This is a genomic window from Streptomyces sp. NPDC001970 (assembly GCF_053594115.1).
Genome location: NZ_JBSFDW010000056.1, coordinates 13,871 through 31,845 on the forward strand (window position 1 = coordinate 13,871; position 17,975 = coordinate 31,845).

General features: G+C 70.1%; 13 protein-coding genes. 11 read left to right on the forward strand and 2 right to left on the reverse strand.

The window, feature by feature from the left end; all coding sequences use genetic code 11:
- Positions 1–51 precede the first annotated feature (51 nt).
- The 3 genes from ACWCP0_RS38815 (at position 52) to ACWCP0_RS38825 (ending at position 3,205) form a co-directional block, all read left to right on the forward strand.
- A complete protein-coding gene (locus tag ACWCP0_RS38815) occupies positions 52–1,482 on the forward strand; it encodes a flavin monoamine oxidase family protein (protein WP_451083437.1) in 1,431 nt (476 codons plus the stop codon).
- Positions 1,483–1,584: 102 nt separating this feature from the next.
- The gene (locus tag ACWCP0_RS38820) at positions 1,585–1,992 is read left to right on the forward strand and encodes a YybH family protein (protein ID WP_451083438.1); all 408 of its coding nucleotides are present in this window, start codon (positions 1,585–1,587) and stop codon (positions 1,990–1,992) included.
- A gap of 40 nt (positions 1,993–2,032) precedes the next feature.
- Entirely contained in the window at positions 2,033–3,205 is a 1,173-nt protein-coding gene (locus ACWCP0_RS38825; RefSeq protein ID WP_451083439.1) for an acyl-CoA dehydrogenase family protein, read from the forward strand.
- 181 nt (positions 3,206–3,386) lie between these two features.
- Here the strand turns inward: ACWCP0_RS38825 and ACWCP0_RS38830 are convergent, their stop codons facing one another.
- Positions 3,387–3,896, reverse strand: a complete 510-nt coding sequence (locus ACWCP0_RS38830) for a flavin reductase family protein (protein ID WP_451083440.1) — start codon at positions 3,894–3,896, stop codon at positions 3,387–3,389.
- Between the two features lie 243 nt (positions 3,897–4,139).
- On the opposite strand from ACWCP0_RS38830, the gene ACWCP0_RS38835 reads away from it, so the two are divergent.
- The 3 genes from ACWCP0_RS38835 to ACWCP0_RS38845 all read left to right on the forward strand — a co-directional run bounded on the left by ACWCP0_RS38835 (position 4,140) and on the right by ACWCP0_RS38845 (position 9,116).
- On the forward strand, positions 4,140–5,708 hold the full coding sequence (locus tag ACWCP0_RS38835; protein ID WP_451083441.1) for an aspartate aminotransferase family protein: 1,569 nt from the start codon (positions 4,140–4,142) through the stop codon (positions 5,706–5,708).
- A 183-nt stretch (positions 5,709–5,891) separates the two neighbouring features.
- On the forward strand, positions 5,892–8,192 hold the full coding sequence (locus ACWCP0_RS38840; protein WP_451083442.1) for a BTAD domain-containing putative transcriptional regulator: 2,301 nt from the start codon (positions 5,892–5,894) through the stop codon (positions 8,190–8,192).
- 153 nt (positions 8,193–8,345) lie between these two features.
- Positions 8,346–9,116, forward strand: coding sequence for an SDR family NAD(P)-dependent oxidoreductase (locus ACWCP0_RS38845; protein WP_451083443.1), 771 nt, complete (start codon positions 8,346–8,348; stop codon positions 9,114–9,116).
- 144 nt (positions 9,117–9,260) lie between these two features.
- Here the strand turns inward: ACWCP0_RS38845 and ACWCP0_RS38850 are convergent, their stop codons facing one another.
- Positions 9,261–9,947, reverse strand: coding sequence for a ScbR family autoregulator-binding transcription factor (locus tag ACWCP0_RS38850; protein ID WP_451083444.1), 687 nt, complete (start codon positions 9,945–9,947; stop codon positions 9,261–9,263).
- Positions 9,948–10,055: 108 nt separating this feature from the next.
- Between ACWCP0_RS38850 and ACWCP0_RS38855 the strand changes: the two genes are divergently transcribed.
- From ACWCP0_RS38855 to ACWCP0_RS38875, 5 genes are all read left to right on the forward strand, one after another.
- Positions 10,056–11,009, forward strand: coding sequence for a ScbA/BarX family gamma-butyrolactone biosynthesis protein (locus ACWCP0_RS38855; protein ID WP_451083445.1), 954 nt, complete (start codon positions 10,056–10,058; stop codon positions 11,007–11,009).
- Positions 11,010–11,256: 247 nt separating this feature from the next.
- Positions 11,257–13,929, forward strand: a complete 2,673-nt coding sequence (locus ACWCP0_RS38860; protein WP_451083446.1) for a YfhO family protein — start codon at positions 11,257–11,259, stop codon at positions 13,927–13,929.
- Between the two features lie 127 nt (positions 13,930–14,056).
- A complete protein-coding gene (locus tag ACWCP0_RS38865; protein WP_451083447.1) occupies positions 14,057–15,022 on the forward strand; it encodes a glycosyltransferase family 2 protein in 966 nt (321 codons plus the stop codon).
- A 3-nt stretch (positions 15,023–15,025) separates the two neighbouring features.
- Positions 15,026–16,363, forward strand: coding sequence for a polysialyltransferase family glycosyltransferase (locus ACWCP0_RS38870; RefSeq protein WP_451083448.1), 1,338 nt, complete (start codon positions 15,026–15,028; stop codon positions 16,361–16,363).
- A gap of 589 nt (positions 16,364–16,952) precedes the next feature.
- Positions 16,953–17,975, forward strand: a 1,023-nt coding sequence (locus ACWCP0_RS38875) for a DUF6777 domain-containing protein (protein ID WP_451083449.1), incomplete at its 3' end; no start/stop codon positions are given.

Below are 17,975 nucleotides of genomic sequence, written 5' to 3' on the forward strand. Positions count from 1 at the left end.
AGCCGCTTTTGCTGACGCGGCTGCCCGCAACCTACGGAAACAGGTGACGTCATGAGTTCTCGCACCTCCTCGGAGCGGAGTACGGCCCCCCGCACCATCGGGCGCCGCTCGCTCCTCAAGGCGACCGCCGCGACCACCGCCGCCTCGGCGATCGGCGTCGCCACCGCCGGCACCAGCCGGGCGGCCGATGACGTGATGACCGACGTCGTTGTCGTCGGCGCCGGGTACGCGGGCGGCACCGCGGCGCGCGAACTGAGCGCCAAGGGCCTGAACGTCGTGGTCCTGGAGGCGCGCAACCGCATAGGCGGCCGCATCTGGACCGACACGTTCGCCGGCCAGCAGATCGACCTCGGCGGCAGCTGGGTCAGCCCCGACCACACGCTCGTCACCAAGGAGTTCCAGCGCTACGGCATCACGACCGTCCCGGAGCTCGCGAACACCAGCTCGGTCATGCCGGCCGCGAACGGTTTCCAGACCCTCACGCCCGCCGAGGCGGGGGCCCGCATGGACGGGCTGCTGACGAAGTTCTTCGCCGGCGCGGAGCAGTACTTCCCGCGCCCCCACGACCCGCTGTACCGCAAGGATCTGCTGAAGAACGTGGACCCGCTGTCCTTCCGCGACCGCATCGCGCAGCTCGGCCTCGACGACCTCGACACGAAGTGGCTCGCCGGCTACACCGCGGGGTACGTCGGCGGCGACAACTCCCGCGGAGCGCTGACCGCGCTGGCCCAGTGGTGGGCGCTCGGCAACTGGAGTCTCGAGGGCTGGCACAACCAGATGGGCTTCAAGCCCACCACCGGTATGACCGCGCTCCTGCAGAAGATGCTCGCGGGATCGACGGCCAACGTGCGCCTCGGCACGCCCGTCACGGCGATCACCGAGCAGTACAACCGGGTGCGGGTGAAGGCCGCGAGCGGGCAGGTGTTCAACGCCTCCGCGGTCGTCGTCGCGGTGCCGGTCAACGTGTGGAAGACCATCACCTTCAACCCGGGCCTGCCGTCCGTGCACGCCACGGCGACCCAGGAGGGCGTCGGGGTCCCGCTCGGCACGAAGCTCTGGATCCAGCTCGGCGGCCAGGTCGACGCGGTGTACGGCCAGGGCACCGAGACCTCGCCGCTGCCGATGCTGATTCCGGAGCGCCGGCTGCCCGGCGGCGGACGGCTGATGATCGGTTTCGCCGGCCCCTCGCTCGACGTGGCCAGCAAGACGGCCGTCCAGAACGCGGTGCGCCAGTACATACCCGGCGCCACCGTCGTGGCATACAGGTACCAGGAGTGGCACAAGGACCAGTGGTCGCGCGGCGGCTGGGGTCTGCGTCGCCCGGGCCAGATGCTGAAGCAGCTCCCCGCGATCCAGCAGCCGCACGGCCGGATGGTCTTCGCGGGAGCGGACATCGCGACCGGCTGGAGCGGATCGTTCATCGAGGGCGCCGTCGAATCCGGATTCCGCGCCGCCGACCAGGCCGCGGCACTGGCCCAGTGAGGCCGTGATGACCGAATGATGGACCGATCTCGATAGCGTCCCATTCACGTTCCGGTCCCATCCGCCAAGAAGATCTTCCAAGAAGTTGGGAGCAGGCTCATCATGTCCGTGGACACCGATCTCTACAACCTCGAACTCACCGGTGACAGCGAGATTCAGAATGCGGTCTTCCTGCGTGCCTTCAACTCGGGCGACGGGGCGGCATTCGACCGGCTCTACCGCGACGACGCGATATCCAATCTCTCCGGAAAGCCGCTGAGCGGTCCCGAGCGCACCAAGGCCATCAAGGAACTCCTGGCCACAGGGCCGTCCCTGGATTCCACCATCAAATACTCCTACACCGCGGGCGACACCATCCTCGTCGTCGTGGACTTCAACCTCGAAATCGCCAATGACGAGGGGGAGCGGCAGAAGATCCACGGTACGTGCACCGACGTCCTGACCCGGGAGCCGAACGGCAAGTGGATGATGGCGATCGACCGTCCCGTGGCCGACGAACTGCCCGTGTGAAACGGACCGGACCACATCCGATCTGGAGGAAAAGGAATTCATGACTGACATCGAGGTCGGGTCCGTGCTGGAAGCAGTGCGGGACATCGTGCCGACCCTCCGCGAGAACGGGCAGCGGGCTGAGGAGAACCGCTGGATCCCGGACGAGAACATCGACCTGATGGACAAGGCCGGTGTCTTCCGGACGGCCATGCCCCGTCGGTTCGGCGGGCTCGACTTCTCGGTGGAGGACCAGTGCAGGGTCCTGAGCGAGATCGGTCGCGGCTGCGGGTCCACCGCGTGGCTCGCGATGGTCTGGGTCTCCTCCGTCGGGCTGGCCACGCTCTATCCCGACAGGGCACAGGAGGAGATCTTCGGGTCCGGGCCCGTCCGTATCTCCGGCGGCTTCACCCCGAGCGGCACGCTCACGCCGGCCGAGGGCGGTTACGTCCTCGACGGCACCTGGCGGTTCAACTCCGGCTGCCGGGCGGCGGACTGGAACATCGCCGCCGCGATCTGCGAGCGGCCTGACGGCTCCCACGAGGAGCTGATCGCGATCCTGCCGATGTCCGAGTTCACCGTCTCCGACGACTGGAACACCTCGTCGGCGTCGGCCACCGGCTCATCGACGACGACGGCCAAGGGCGTCTTCGTCCCCGAGCACCGGGTCATCGGCTACGGCGACGCCATCTTCAACACCACCCCCGGCCGCGACGCCGAGGTGACGCCGGGCCGCAGGTACCGGCTGTTCTCCTACATCATGGCGGTGTGCGCCGCCGCGTACCTGGGCGTCGCCCGCGGGGCCTACGAGCTCTTCCTGGAGCGCGTCCCGGGCCGTGGCATCACATACACCAACTGGAACGACCAGTCCCAGCACCCCCTCACGCAGATCCAGGTGGCCACCGCGGCCAACAAGCTGGCCGCCGCCGAGGGCCTGCAGGGTCAGATCCTGACGCTCCTCCAGGAGCGCGCCGACGCCGCCGCGGAACCGACGGACGCCGAGAAGGCCGACGTACGGGGCAAGGCGGCGTTCGCCATCCACCTGGCGAAGGAGGCGGTGGAGATCCTCTACAACGCCGGTGGCGCCTCGGTGATCCAGCGCAGCGTCCCGCTGCAGCGGTTCCACCGTGACGCCCAGGGCCTCGCCCTCCACGGCATGCTGCTGCTCAGCACCAACCTGGAGGTCCAGGGGCGCGTGCTCCTCGGCCTCGATCCGGAGACCCCGTTTCTCTGATCGACGTCCGGACCCACGGACGGACGGACGGACCGAACCGGCCGCGTGCTCCTGCTCTCCACCCGAGCAGGAGCACGTTCCGTCTGAGGCTGCCGGGCCCGTCCGGGCACACGCAGAGCGCCCGGCCGGGAAACCTGGCCGGGCGCCTGCATCCGTACGACGAGAGGGGAGAGGGGGCGCCCTACTCGGTGGTGGGCGCGACCTGCCGGTAGGCGCCGCCGAAGAACAGCAGCCCAGGGCGGTCGGAGGAGCGGCCGGCGTCCAGCACTCGGCCGATGAAGATGGAGTGGTCGCCCACTTCGTGCGAGCCCGTCAGCTCGCACTCGAGCCAGCCGAGCGAGCCCGACAGCACGGGGGCCCCGGTGCGGGCCCCGCGGCGCCAGCCGACACCGTCGAACTGGGCCGGGCCGAGCTTGCGCTTCTTGTCGGCGAAGTGCCGGGACAGATCCTGCTGGTCGGCTCCGAGGATCGACACGGCGAAGCGTCCCGCCGCGGTGATGGCGCCGTGCATCACCGCGCTGTGCGCCACACAGCACAGCACTGCGGGCGGATCGAGGGAAACGGAGCTGAAGGCATTGGCGGTCATTCCGTGAATGTGGTCGCCGCCGACGGTGATCACGACGACCCCGGTGGCGAATTGGGACATCACATCCCGCAGCAGCCGGGGCTCCACGGACTGTGCGACCGACACTGTTCCGGTATCGAGGCCAGCGGATACAGAATTCATGTCACCTCTTCTGAATTCGGAACCATCTCAATTGCCGCCAGTCTTCACGACGCATCTTTCCGAAGGGGCACTCAGTGGTAACCGCAGGCTCACCGGGCGCCTGCGGGCCGGACAGTGGTTCCGGCGTGACCGGGCGCAGAGAAAAACGGGACAGCGCTCCGTTACGGTTCCCGAGCGCCAGGAACACAGAGTCCACGAGGGGACACCATGAATTCTGGACCCATACAACCGGATTTGGCCGAGCCCTATTTGCTCTCGGTGCTGTCGTCGGCCGGCCTTGATATCGAGTACAGCCGCGCCGAGGGCAACACCCTGTATTCGGTGGACGAGGACGGTCGTGAGTTCTCGGTCCTGGACCTGGCCGGTGGCTACGGTTCGCTGCTGCTCGGCCACAACAACCCGGAGATCACCGCCTACGCCACGTCGCTTCTGGAGGCCCGGATACCGGTCCTCACACAGTTCTCCCGGCATTCGCCGGCGAACGAACTCGCCGCCGAGCTGAACCGGATCATCCACCGCGAACTCGGCACGGACGAACCGTATTACGCCATCTTCGCCAGCACCGGGGCGGAGGCCGTCGAGGCCGCGGTCAAGCACGCCGAGATGGACCGCGTCATGCGGCTCGGGGCGATCGGGGAGGAGATCGCGGTACACGTCGAGCAGGCGCGCGCCGCCGTGAGTGGCGGAAGTGCGGTCGTCGCGGGCGGCGGTGACGACGGTGACGGCACGGGCCGTGCGGGCCGTGCGGACATCGCGGACTTCGACGAGCTGATTGCCGCACTCACCCGCGCGAACGCCGAGCAGTTCTCCCGGCCGCCGGTCCTCCTGGCGCCGGAGGGCTCCTTCCACGGAAAGCTCGTGGGCAGTGTGCAGCTGACCCACAACGAGGGGTACCGGGCGCCGTTCAGGGCGCTCGCCGCGCAGGCCAGGTTCGTCCCGCTCGACCAGCCCGAGACCCTGCGGAAGATCGTCGACGAGGAGCGCGGCATCTTGCTCGACCTCGTGGTCGAGAACGGCGTCGTACGGACCGTCGAGCGGCCCGCCCCCGTCTTCTGCGCCTTCGTCCTGGAGCCCATTCAGGGCGAGGGCGGCATCCGCGAGGTCTCCCGCGCGTTCGCCGAGGAGGTCCAGCGGATCTGCGCGGAGATCGACTGCCCGGTGATCGTCGACGAGATCCAGAGCGGCATGGGCCGCACCGGCTCCTTCCTCGCCGGGTCGCAGATCGGGCTGCGCGGCGACTACTACGTCCTGGCCAAGAGCCTGGGCGGGGGGCTCGCCAAGACGTCGGTGATGCTCGTCCGGGAGGCGCGCTACCGCCGGGAGTTCGAGATGGTCCACAGCTCGACCTTCGCCAAGGACGGCTTCTCGACCCTGATCGCGCTCAAGGTGCTGGAACTGCTGGAGGCGGACGGCGGACGGCTCTACCGCCGGGCGGCGGAGCTCGGCGGCAGGCTGCTGGCCGCGCTGGAGTCGGTGCGGGCCGAATTCCCCGACGTCGTGAAGGACGTACGAGGCAGGGGCCTGATCGCCGGCCTGGAGTTCCGGGACCAGGCGGACGCGGCGAGCGAGGCCCTCCGGGAGCCGGCACGGGCAGGCCTGTTCGGCTATGTCCTGGCCGGCCGACTGCTCCAGGACCACCGGATCCGCACCTTCCCCACGGCCAGCGCGGTGAACACGCTGCGGTTCGAGCCCTCGGTCCAGCTGACCGACGCCGAGATAGACCACGTGGCGGGCGCCCTGCGGGAGGTGTGCATGTGGATCCGTCGGCTGGCCTGACGGAACATTAATGACAGCGAAACAAACCGTACGGTTCTGTTTTGACTGGACAGTCTCCCCAGTTCAGGGGCATATTGTCCTCGATGTACGCACTTCAGGGCCATCAGGTAGAGCTTTGACAAAACATCTGGTCGGTTTGTACTGTGCGAAAGGACTGATGACTCGCGGGAGCTGGGGGGAGCTATGCGTTTCAGGGTGTTGGGCCCGCTGGAGGCTGTGGCCGGGGATCGGCCGATCGAGCTGGGCGGCGCCAAGCAGCGCGCGGCACTGGGATTCCTGTTGCTGCACGCCAATCAGGTCGTCCCGACCAGCCGGCTGCTCAGGGCGTTGTGGAGCGTCGGAGACGCTCCCGCGACCTCGCGGAAGATCCTGCAGAACGCCGTCTGGGGCCTGCGCCGGGCGCTGTCCACGGACGGCCGGTCCGACCCGGCGGCGGTGCTGCTGACGCAGGCCCCCGGCTATCTGGTGCGCGTCGACCCCGAGCGGGTCGACCTGCATCTCTACCAGCAGTGGGTGAAAGACGGGCGGGCCGCCCTCTCCGCCGGGGAGTCGGAGGCGGCGGCCTCGCTCCTGCGGGACGCCCTGGCCCTGTGGCGCGGCCCCGTCCTCGCGGACCTCGCGGAGACGGGCATCCACTGGCCGGAACTGACGGCTCTTCAGAATGCCCGGCTGGACGTCCAGGAGGACTACTTCGAGGCGGAGCTGGCGTGCGGTCGCCATCTCGCCGTCCTCGGAGCGCTCGAATCGATGGTCGAGAGCGAGCCGCTGCGCGAGCGTTCGTGCGGCCAGCTCATGCGTGCGCTGTACCGCTGCGGGCGGCAGGCCGACGCCCTGGGTGTCTACGGCAGGGTCCGCGCCGCCCTCGTCGAGGGCCTCGGTCTGGAACCGAGCCGCGAACTGAGGCAGTTGCAGCAGGCCATCCTCACGCACGACCCGTCGCTGCAGCTGCCGGAGACCATGGCGCCGGAGCGCGTGACCCACCGCGACCGAATCTCCGGCGGCACGTGGACGCCGCGCGTCGAGCGGCCGGAAGAGCCCGCCGGTGCCCTCAGCGCCGAGCGGGCCGACAGCGCCACCGGGTGGGACGGGACCGATCGGCCGGCCACGGCGCACAAGGCGAGCACGGCGAGCAAGGCGAACGGAGCCGAGGCGTTGACGCAGTCGGCTGCGTCCGCTCCGGACCCGGCCCCGGTGGCCGAGCGGCAGAACGTCAGCGTGGTCCTCGTACGCGCCCAGCTGGGACACGAGTACCAGGCGGCCCCGGCCGAGCGGGTCGACAAGGTCCTCGAACACGTGGCCACCCTGATCCGGGAGAAGATCGAGCAGTCGGGTGGGGTCGTCGCCGCCTCGATGGGCTCCGTGTCGCTCGGGCTGTTCGAGGTCTGCCACGACCATCAGGACGGCGCCGAGCGGGCGGTGCGGGCGGCGGCAGCCATCCACCGTTCGCTTCGGCTCCAGGTGGACCCGGAGCCTGACGACTCCTCCCCGCACCCTCTGGAGGGCGGCCTGCTCGTCCGCACCGCGGTGGCGACGGGCGAGGCGCTCGTACGCCGGCCCGAGGAAAGGACGGCTCCGCCGTCGGTCAACGGGGCGCTGCTGGACGTGTGCCAGTCGCTGCTGGCTCTGGCGGCCCCGGGTGAGATCCAGGTCTGCGACGAGACGTACCGGGCGACCGGATCGGCGATCGCCTACGAGCGGGTGAGCGGTTCGCCGTCCCGGTGGCGGACGGTGGAGTCGGCCACGACCGGGGAGGCCGAAGGCGCGGTACATCCCTCGCTGGTCAGGGAGCACGAGAGCGAACTGGACCTGATGCGCGGGATTCTCGAGCGCACCCGCCGGCGGGCGATGCCGCACCTGATCACGGTGCTGGCGGACTCCGACGGGTGCAGGACCCGTGTGCTCACGGAGTTCCAGCGCCAGGCCATGAGCCGGAGTCCCGAGGCCGGGCAGTTCCTCTTCTGGAGCGCTCCGCCCCAGCTGCGGCGGAGCCCGGTCGCGCTGCACGCCGAGATCCTCTCCTCGTACTGCGGAATGCTGGAGGGCGACTCCTCCGAGACCGTCAGGGACAAGCTTCGCGAGGCGATCGAACGGGCCGCGGTGGACGTCGAGTCGGCCCGGTGGCTGCGGACCAGGCTGAGCCCCCTGGTCGACCCGGACGACAACCTCGCCCACCACCGCATCGATGAACGGGAGACCATGGAGGTGTGGCGGCAGTTCCTCAGGAAGACCTGCGCGGACTCGCCTCTGGTGGTGGTCGTCAACGACGTGCACCACGCCGACGACACGCTGCTGGACCTGCTGGAGCCGCTGGCCGAATCCACCGGCTCACTGCCCCTGCTCGTGATCGCGGGCGCCCGGCCGGGATTACTCCAGCGGCGCCCCGCCTGGGCCGGCGGCAAGCGCCACGCCGCCACCATCACCCTGAACTCCGGCGCCCCGGACTCGGGAGTGAACCAGCTTCTGGAGTCCCTGCTCGCCAGCTAGGGGCCCTGGCGTGCAGGCCGTCGCGCGCCGGGTCCGACGGCCGGGCTCGGCCGGACGAAGGCCGGACCTGAAGTGGCGCATATCACGAATTTTCCGACCATGTTTCACATGGTTGTAGCACGAGGCGTGTTGGGCCGATGACAGACTGAACACATGATCGAGACACGCGAATTACTGCGCGGCAAAGTCATTCTGATCACGGGGGCGAGCAGCGGCATCGGAGCAGCTGCGGCGCATGTCTTCGCTCGTGAGGGGGCTGCGGTCGTGCTCGTGGCGCGCCGTGAGGAGAAGCTCTCGGCGGTCGTCGCCGAGCTGAAGGACAAGGGGGCGGAGGCGTCGTACGTGGTGGCCGACCTGACCCGCGCGGAGGATGTGCGCAGGGCGGTCGGGGCCACGGTGGAACGCCACGGAAGGATCGACGGGGCCTTCAACAACGCGGGGATCGGCGGCGACCAGCTGCCGCTGCACGAGATGGCCGACGAGACGTACGACACCATCATCGACACCAACGTCCGCGGGCTGTGGAACTGCCTGCGGGCCGAGATCGCCGCGCTGCTGAAGGGCGGCGGCGGTTCGATCGTGAACAACAGCAGCGTCGGCGGTCTGGTCGCCATTCCGGCCGCCGCCCCCTATGTGGCGTCCAAGCACGCGGTCGTCGGTTTCACCAAGGCCGCGGCCGAGGAGTACGCACGCCAGGGGATCCGGGTCAATGCCGTGGCCCCGGGCGCGACGCGCAGCGAGATCACCGCCGACTGGTTCGGGCGCAACCCGGGGCTGGAGGAGGCGATCCACGAGGTGACGCCGCAGGGCCGCACGGCGGATCCCGAGGAGATCGCCGAGGCGGTCGCCTGGCTGCTCAGCGACCGCGCCTCGTACGTGACCGGTGTCGTCATGCCGGTGGACGGCGGATACGTCAACCACTGACACGTCGGTGCCCTGGCACGTCAACAGCACCATGACAGGTCAACACCGCTGCGTCGGCCGCTGAAACAAACCGCGCGGACCCCTGGTGATCCCGGATGGATCCCGGCTGGGTGCCGTCGCGGCGGTCGTCGCAGCGGCCGCCCGCTATGACCCGACCGTGCCCGTGTCCTGCTGCACGTCCCACTCCTCCTTGAGCCGGTCCTCCGCCAGGTTGGCGACGAGGCGGGTGGCACGCTCGGACGTGACCTCCAGCCGGGCGAGGACCGTGGGCACGGCGATGCTGGGCAGCATCATCTGGAACATGGTGGCGATCTCGTGCGGCAGGTCGTACTCCTCCGGCAGCCCTTCGGTCACCACGCGAACGCCGGTCCAGGCACAGACGATGATGCGGGCGACCTCCGTCTCGTCGAGGTGCGGGTGGGTCTCGCCGCGCTCCCGGGCCTCCCTCAGCAGGCCCGCGAGGAGTTCGGTCCAGTCCGGCCACCGGGTGCCGAAGAGCCGGCGGGACTCCAGGTCCACCGCCATGCGCAGGGCCGCGCTGAGCATGGGCTCCCGGGGGAGGCGGTAGGCGATGAGCAGCATCGCGTCGACCAGTTCCTGGAGCTTGATGCTCTGGGGGCGTACGCCTTCGGTGGTCACCGCCTCGTCGAGGACGCCCCGCGCCAGATCCTCCTTGGAAGGGAAGTGGAAGTAGAGGGCACCCTTGGTGACTTCGGCCCGCTCCAGGACGTCGGAGATGGTCGCCGCCTCGTAGCCCCGCTCGGCGAAGACGGCCGCCGCGGCTTCGAGGATCGCCCTGCGGGTCCGGATGGCTCTCTCCTGGCGCGCCACGCTGTTCTCCCTGTGTTAAAGACGTGTCCCTTGAAAAAGACCGGCGGCCCGGTATCTTAGACGCGTTGGTCCTAGCGAAGCCAACCACAGACCAAGCCAGGGGGGATCATGTCGGACGCCATTGCTTCCGGGGGCAGCGACAACTCGCATATACCGGGCGTGTTATCGGCGTTATCGGGACTGTCCGAAGTCTCGGGGCCGGCTGCGGGGGAGCGCACGGCCGCCGTACCGAAGGAGTACGTGCACCTGCACCGGGAGGAGGCCGTTCTCCTGACCGGATGGGCCTCGCTCGGCAGCGACACCTATGCGGTCACGGCCCGTTGGCCCGAGGCGCCGCACGACGCGCACGACGACCCGATGCTCATCACCCAGACGATCAGGCAGAGTTGTCTGGTCGTCGCCCACGCCGAACGGGCCGTCCCGATGACGTCCCAGACGCTCATGGAGCGGATGGACTTCTCCGTGGCCGAGTGCTATCGGGTTCCCCGAAAAACACCGGCCGACCTGTTTGTGAAACTGGCCTGCAAGTCCACCGGCCAGCGGTCGATGCGGATCGAACTCACCGCTGTCCACGAGGACCACACGGTCCTCGATTCGGTGGTCGACTTCAGCTGGGTCTCACCCGCCGTCTACCGCCGCCTGCGAGGCGAGCACCTGACCGTCGCCTGGGGCGAGGCACCCGTCCCCGCGCCGGTACCGGCAGCCACCGTGGGACGCCCCGACGCCTCCGCCGTGGTCCTCGCGCCGGCGGACCGGCCCGGCCGCTGGCAGCTGCGGATGGACGTCGGCAACACCGATCTGTACGACCACCCGGTCGACCACGTCCCGGGCCTGGCCCTGATCGAGGCCGCGTACCAGGCCGCCCACGCCGCCACCGGATTCGAGGGCATCGTGCCGATCTGCACGGCCAGCACCTTCGAGCGCTACGTCGAGTTCGACGCCGCGTGCTGGATCGACGCGGAAGTCGTACGGGAGGCCGCCGAGGGCGTCACACGCGTCGAGGTCGAGGGCGTGCAGAACGACAGGTCCGCGTTCAGGACCACGCTCATCTACCGGGCGTGAAACCCCGCGAGCCCGCCCCGCCCCGGCCCACTGCCGGCCGGTGAGAGGCGGGCTCGCGGTGCGCAGGGCCACCTGTCACCGGTCGGCACCGGTCGGCACCGGGCATTCACCTCCGGTGCGCCCAGGATTTGAATGGCGATCGGATTCGGGTCGCCCGGTTCGGCGGTAATGACCCACGGCCCGTGCGACGACACGGCCACGGGCCTGCGCGCAGCCGCGCGCCGCGCACCACAACCCCGGAGGACGTGTGCCACCTGCTGCCGAGGCCGTGCCCGCCCAAGGCGAGCACGGGACGACCACAGGCGAGCGACCCGAGACGGCGGACGAGACCACGCGCGAGCAGCCCGGCGGCTCCGGCGGCCCGGGCGTCGCCGGCGGCGTGCGGGGTCTCCTGCTCAGGTCCCGGCGCAGCGTGCGGCTCCGGGCCGCGGTCAGCGCCGCCCTGCTGACCTGCGTCGTCTTCTGCCTCGGCGGACTGCTGGCCGGCAGCTATCCGTTCGGCCCCACGACCCGCAACATCGTCGACCTCGGCCAGCAGTACCTGCCCTACCACGCGTACTGGCGGACGTTGCTGCTCGGCGGCGCCGACGGCGACATGTTCCTGAACTGGACCTCGGGTTTCGGCTCCAACTTCCTCGGTGACTTCGGCACGTATCTGAGCAGCCCGTTCGACCTTGCGGTCGTGCTCTTCCCGGCGGACCGGATCGAACTCGCCCTGTACGTCATCACCGTCGCCAAGATCATCGCGGCCGGTGCCGCGATGGCCGTGCTGCTGCTCAGGCTCCGCCGCGGCCCGTGGCCGGTGGCCGCCGTGCTGGGGGCCGCGTACGCCCTGTCCGGCTGGACCTTCAACTACGGCGCCACCGTTCCGATGTGGCTGGACGGCCTGCTGGCCTTCCCACTGCTGTGCCTGGTCGGCGAGTGGGCGCGTGCCGGGCGCCGCCCCGTGCTGGGTCCGCTGGTCGTGGCGCTGGCCTGGACCGCGAACTTCTACACCGCGTACATGGCGACCATCGGCGCGGCCGTCGTGCTCGTGGTCCGGCTGCTCACCGCCGACGACGACGGCCGCCGGCGGCTCGCGGGCCTACTGCGTGCCGTGCGCGGCGTGGCCGTGGGCATCGGCCTCGCCGCACCGCTCGTCGTGGTCGTCTACATGGGCACCCGCGTGGCGGACCCGACGCCCGTGGTGACCTTCTCGGCCGCGGCCTGGGCGGATGTGGTGGCCAGGCTCCTGCCGGGAACGTCGAGCGTGGCGACACCCGCGCTCTACATCGGCACCCCAGCCCTCGCGCTGGCTCTCACCCTGCCCTTCAACCGGGCTGTGGCCCCGCGGGTCCGGATCGCCTGGACGGCCGCGATCTGCCTGGTGACGCTGTCCCTGCAGTGGGAGCCCACCCATCTGCTCTGGCACGCCGGCGCGTCGCCCAACGGCATCCCCTACCGCCAGACCTTCGTGCTCTGCGGCCTGCTCCTGATCGCGGCCTGGCTGTCGACGGCCCGGGGACTGCCCCGGATGCCCGCGCTGCTGGGCGCCGCCGCGCTGCTGGCCGTGCTGGTCCTCGCGACCCGCGGGACGCCGGACATCGACCGGTGGACCTACCCCGCCTTCGCCTTCGCCGCGGCACTCGCGCTGTCGGCCGCCGCGGCCGTCCTGCTCGCCAGGCGGTACGGCATCGGCGCCCGGGCCCTGCCGGTCGTGGCCGTCGCCCTCCTCGTCGTCGCCCAGGCCGGTGAGGCCGCGATCTCGGGGGCACGTATCGAGCAGCGGCAGCTGGCGCGCGTCTCGTGGGCCCCTCGACTGGGCCCCTGGCACGAGGACATGGCGCGGGCGACCGAACAGAAGGACGCCTGGCCGCGGCACCGCACCGACCCCGGCGAGGTGCCGGGCGGCAACGACGTCCTGCTGGTCGGCGGACAGGGCGCCGACTATTACAGCAGCCTGACCGCTGAGGTCTACACCAGCACGCTCGCCTCGCTCGGCTTCGGCTACTACGCCAAGGGCCGGCATCCGGTCAGCCTGGACAACCCGGTGACCGACGCGATCTTCTCCATCGGCACCCGTATGCACTCGTCGCCCACGGCGCCCGTACGGACGGACACGCTCCCCGAGGCCGCGATCACCTCCACCGACACGGCCGTGCCGCCGCTGGTCACCGTCCGTCCGGGCGTGCGGCTCGCGGACCGGGGCGTCCGTTTCGGCGACTCCGCCTTCGCCAACCAGGAGTTGCTGCTCGGCGCCACGGTGTACGACGTGCCGGGCGACCTGGAGCGCACGAACGAGGCAGAGGGCGCGGTCACGCTGACGGCCACGTGCACTGCCGGTTCGCAGGTCTACTTCTGGGCGCCCGAGTACCGGGGCAGTGCCGCACTGAGCGGCCGGCAGCCGGTCCCGTTCTCCGGCAAGCTGCCCGCCGTGCAGGGGGCGATGCAGTCCCTCGGCGTCGTCCCCGCGTCCGGTTCGGTACGGATCGACCTGCGTCCCTCGGCCAAGCCGGTCCTGCCGCGACAGCCGGTCGGGTGTCTGGTCCGGGAACGGCTGGACTCGGCCGTACGACAGCTGACGGCGACCGGCGCCACCAGCGTGCACGTCTCCGGCCACACCATCTCCGCAGAGCTGCCCGCAGGCAGCACCGGAACCGCCGTCATCGCCGCACCGCGGATCTCCGGATGGATGTGCGCCGCAGGCGATGCGGCCCCCGCGCCTGCCGAGAGGTATCTGGGCATGCTGGCCGTCCCGCTCGACGGCAAGGCCGCCGACGCCCGGGGTACCGGCGGCAGGACGACATCGATCAGCTGCACGTTCCGGCCTCCGGGGCTGCGGCTGGGAGGCGCGGTCGGCGCCGCCGCGCTGCTCTCCCTCGTGGCCGTCGCAATCCTGCACCGGCGTTCGCGCAGACCCCCGGGAGCGGCCGTCGAGTGAGGAAGCCGACCCCGGTTTGTTCGCAGGACGGAAAGAGTTCACCTGGAATGCAAATTCGGCTCGTCCTGCCGGGTAACGGGCTGCATATTCTGCTGAGAAGAGTGGCGTTCGAGTGTTTGGAATCCGTGTGCCGAAACTGTCCGTCGTGGTCCCGCTCCACAATGTCGGGATCTATGCCCCCGACACCATGCGCAGCCTCGCGCGCAACGCGGACCCGGACTTCGAGTTCCTGCTGGTCGACGACTGCTCGACGGATGCCACACCGGAAGTGCTCGACCGCTGGCAGAGCCGGATTCCCAACGCCAGGGTGATCCGCCACGAGACGAACCGGGGTGTGGCCCAGGCGCGCAACACCGGCATCGACGCGGCGACCGGTGACTACGTCACGTTCCTGGACGGCGACGACTGGTACGCCCCCGGCCATCTGCGTGCCATGGTGCAGGGTATGGAGAGGCTGGGCTGCGACTTCGCCCGTACCGACCATGTGCTGGCGACCGGCAGGACGCGCAGCATCCGCTACGCGCCGGCCAAGCAGCGCGACACGGTGATGGACCCCCGGGACGGGATCGCCCCCGCCACCATGGTCACGATGGTGGACTACCCCTTCGTCCCGTTCGGCATCTACAGCGGCCATCTCTTCGCCGACGGCGCGTCGCGATTCGAGACGAAACTGCGCACGGCGGAAGACCGGCTGTGGATCTGGCGCCTGCACCTGAAGGCCACGTCGTACGCGGCACTCTCGCTGCACGGCGCCTTCTACCGGCGCGGCGTCACCACATCTCTCACGCAGATCACGGACAACCGCCAGCTGGACTTCATCCCCTCGTACGACACCTTGCTCGAGGACGTGGCCCAGGACGCCGAGGCCGACCGCTTTCTGCCGAAGGCCGTACGGACCTACTGCGCCATGATCGCTTTCCACATGGCCAAGGCGGACCAGTACGAGCCGGCCGTGGCCAAGCGGCTCAGGCACAACGTCACCGACGCGCTCGGACGCATGCCCCAGCAGGTGCTGGACCGGACACTCGCCACGATGGACACCAGACGCAGCACGATGCTCCAGAGTCTGCGCGACGCGGGAAGGGCCGCCTGACCCATGGACACGCACCTGCGCACGCAGATCTTCGAGGTCTCGACGCTCTACGGAGCCGCCACCCTGGCGGCGGCACTCGATGCCGCTCGGTTCGGCCCGCGCGAGGGGGTCCGCCGGATCCTGCTGGTCTCGAACAACGCCGAAGTCCCGGAGACGGCCCTGCGGCTCGAATCGATGACCGGCTACGGCCGGATCGCGGCCCGATTCGACGAAGTGATCGACTGGAACGAGGCCATCCGACCCAACCACCCCGGCTCCTGGGGGCCGCGCACGGACGAGGTCCCGCTGTGGCAGCGGGCGTTCCGGACGGCCTGGGGACTGGGCAGCGGGCCGGTCGAGCTGATCGTCGAGTCGATCCAGGTCAACCCCGGCAGGGCACTCGCCGCGATCTTCGCCGAGAGCCCCGTCCAGGTGTACGCGGACGGCCTCATGAGCTACGGCCCGACGCGCGACGAACTGCCGCAGCAGATCGCGTGCCGCATCCAGCGGCTCCTCCACCTCGACCTGGTCCCGGGCCTGCGTCCGCTGCTGCTGTCCGAGTTCGGCGTCGAGCCGGAGCTCGTACCGGACGACGCCTTCCGCAAGGTGCTGGCGGAGATCGCGGGCTCGGCCGCGGAGGACAGCCAGGTGATGAGGGCGGTCGAGGCCGCCCCCACGGCCCTGCTGCTGGGCCAGTACATGGCCGCGCTGGGCATCATCACGGCCGAGGAGGAAGAGGATCTTCACGTCCGCATGCTGCGCGGCGCCGCGGCCGCCGGACACCAGTCGGTGATCTTCAAGCCGCACCCGACCGCGCCCGCGCGCTACTCGCTCGCCCTGAACGAGGCGGCCGCGGAAGCCGGCGTGAAGCTGACCGTCCTGGACGGTCCGCTGCTCGCGGAGACCTTCTACGAGCGCTGCCGCCCGCAGCTGGTCGTCGGCTGCTTCTCCACCGCGATGCTCACGGCTTCCGTGTACTACGACATCCCCGTCGCGAGGGTCGGCACCGAGATGGTCCTGGAGCGGCTCGCACCGTACGAGAACAGCAACCGGATCCCGCTGGTCATCGTGGACCACCTGGTGCCGGACCTGGAACTGGGCGCGGCCCCCGCCGTGCCCGGCGCCGCACCGGACACGCTGGAGCCGCTGATCCGGGCGGTGGGCTACTGCATGCAGCCGAATCTCCACCGCGGCCTGCGGGCCGAGGCCGTCAGTCTTCTCGACGACCGCCGCGGCGACGACAGCGCAGCCGCCCGTTACTTCCCGCGCGCCCGGCTGACCGAGCTCGACCTCCCCGGCGGCGCCGCCCCGGGTCCCGCGGCCCGCTTCCGCCGGACGCTGGTAAGGGGCAAGCGGGGCTGACCGTCAGGCGCGGAACGACGCGGGGCCGACCAGCAGGCTCGGACGACGACGCGGACCCGGCCGGCTTCAGAGCCGGCCGGGGCCGCGTTTTTTCTTCCGGGTTTTCTGGTTCCGCATTCATCTGTTCCAGCTGTCAAGCCCCGAAAAGCAGCGGCATGACGGGGATCCGAGGGCCGGGGCCTACTGGAGAGGCGCGCTCACTCAGAAGCACGCGGCCCCTTTCTCGCGGTAGGAGACCGAGCATGATTCCTGTGGTGCCCATAATGGATGTAGGGAGGGCGGACGCGAACAAACATCATTTTCCTGATCCCCCACGCCTGGGGAGAGCGTCGTGAGTTCCCTACCTCCTCCTTCGTCCGAGCGCCCCACAGGCCCTCCGTCCGGCCCGCTGTCCGGCCGGCCGACGGATCCGCACCTTCCGGAGCCCCCGCCTCCGCCGTCGTCGTCGGGGCCTCCACCACCGTCGGAGCCTCCGCCCCCACCACCGCCTCCCGGTCCGCCGGGCGACACCGGCGGACCGGGTGAGTCGGGCAAGCCGGGCCGGGGCCGCGGATGGCCGCCGTCCTGGTGGCGGGCGCGCGGCACCCTGGTGAGCGCCGGCACCGCGGTGGTCGTGGCGCTGGCCGTGATCCTCACCTACACGCTCGTGGGTGGGAGCAAGGGTGTCGGAGAGGTCGTCCTCCAGAGCACCCTGGCGGCCGGCTCCGACCCGTTCACGCCGTCGACGGCCACGGCGGCGGAGGCGTCCCATGCCGCAACGTCTGATACGTCGAGGGGTGGCGGGAACGGCACGGGCACCCTGGAAGTCGACGGTTCGCACCCCGGGCTGTACGGCGGCACACAGCACGTCGCGAGCTGTGACGTCGAGAAGCAGATCACGTTCCTCGTGCAGAACAGCGGCAAAGGGACGGCTTTCGCAGCGGTCCTGGGTATCCAGCGGTCCGACATCCCCGCCTATCTGCGGTCGCTGCTGCCCGCCCGGCTGACCTGGGACACGCGGGTCACCAACCACGGGTACAAGAACCAGGAAGCCACCAGCTACCAGGCGATCCTCCAGGCCGGCACGGCGGTCCTGATCGACGACCGCGGCGTGCCGCGCGTCCGCTGCGCCTGCGGCAACCCCCTGACCCCGCCCGCCGAGATGGAGGGCGAGCAGAAGTTCACGGGCGAGAAGTGGTCGTCGTTCAAGCCCTCCGCCATCGTCGAGGTCAAGCCCGCCGAGAAGCCGATGAAGACAGTTGCGATGTTCGACCCCGAGCGCAAGACGTGGTTCGAGCGCGCGAGCGGAGACCCGCAGGGCAGGAACGACCGCGAAGTCCCGGCCCCGAAGGGCCAAATCCCCGGAACGCCGCCGACGCTGCCTCCGCCCGACACCGAAGCACCGAAGGAGGAGTCCCCGGGCGAGGAGACGTCACCCGAGGAGGAGAAGGACAAGGAGAAGGGCAAGGAGGACAAGGAGGGCGAGGACAAGGAGAAGGAGAAGGACGAAAAGGAGTCCCCGGGCGAGGAGAAGTCTCCCGAGGAGGAGAAGGACAAGGAGAAGGGCAAGGAGGACAAGGAGGGCGAGGACAAGGAGAAGGAGAAGGACGAAAAGGAGTCCCCGGGCGAGGAG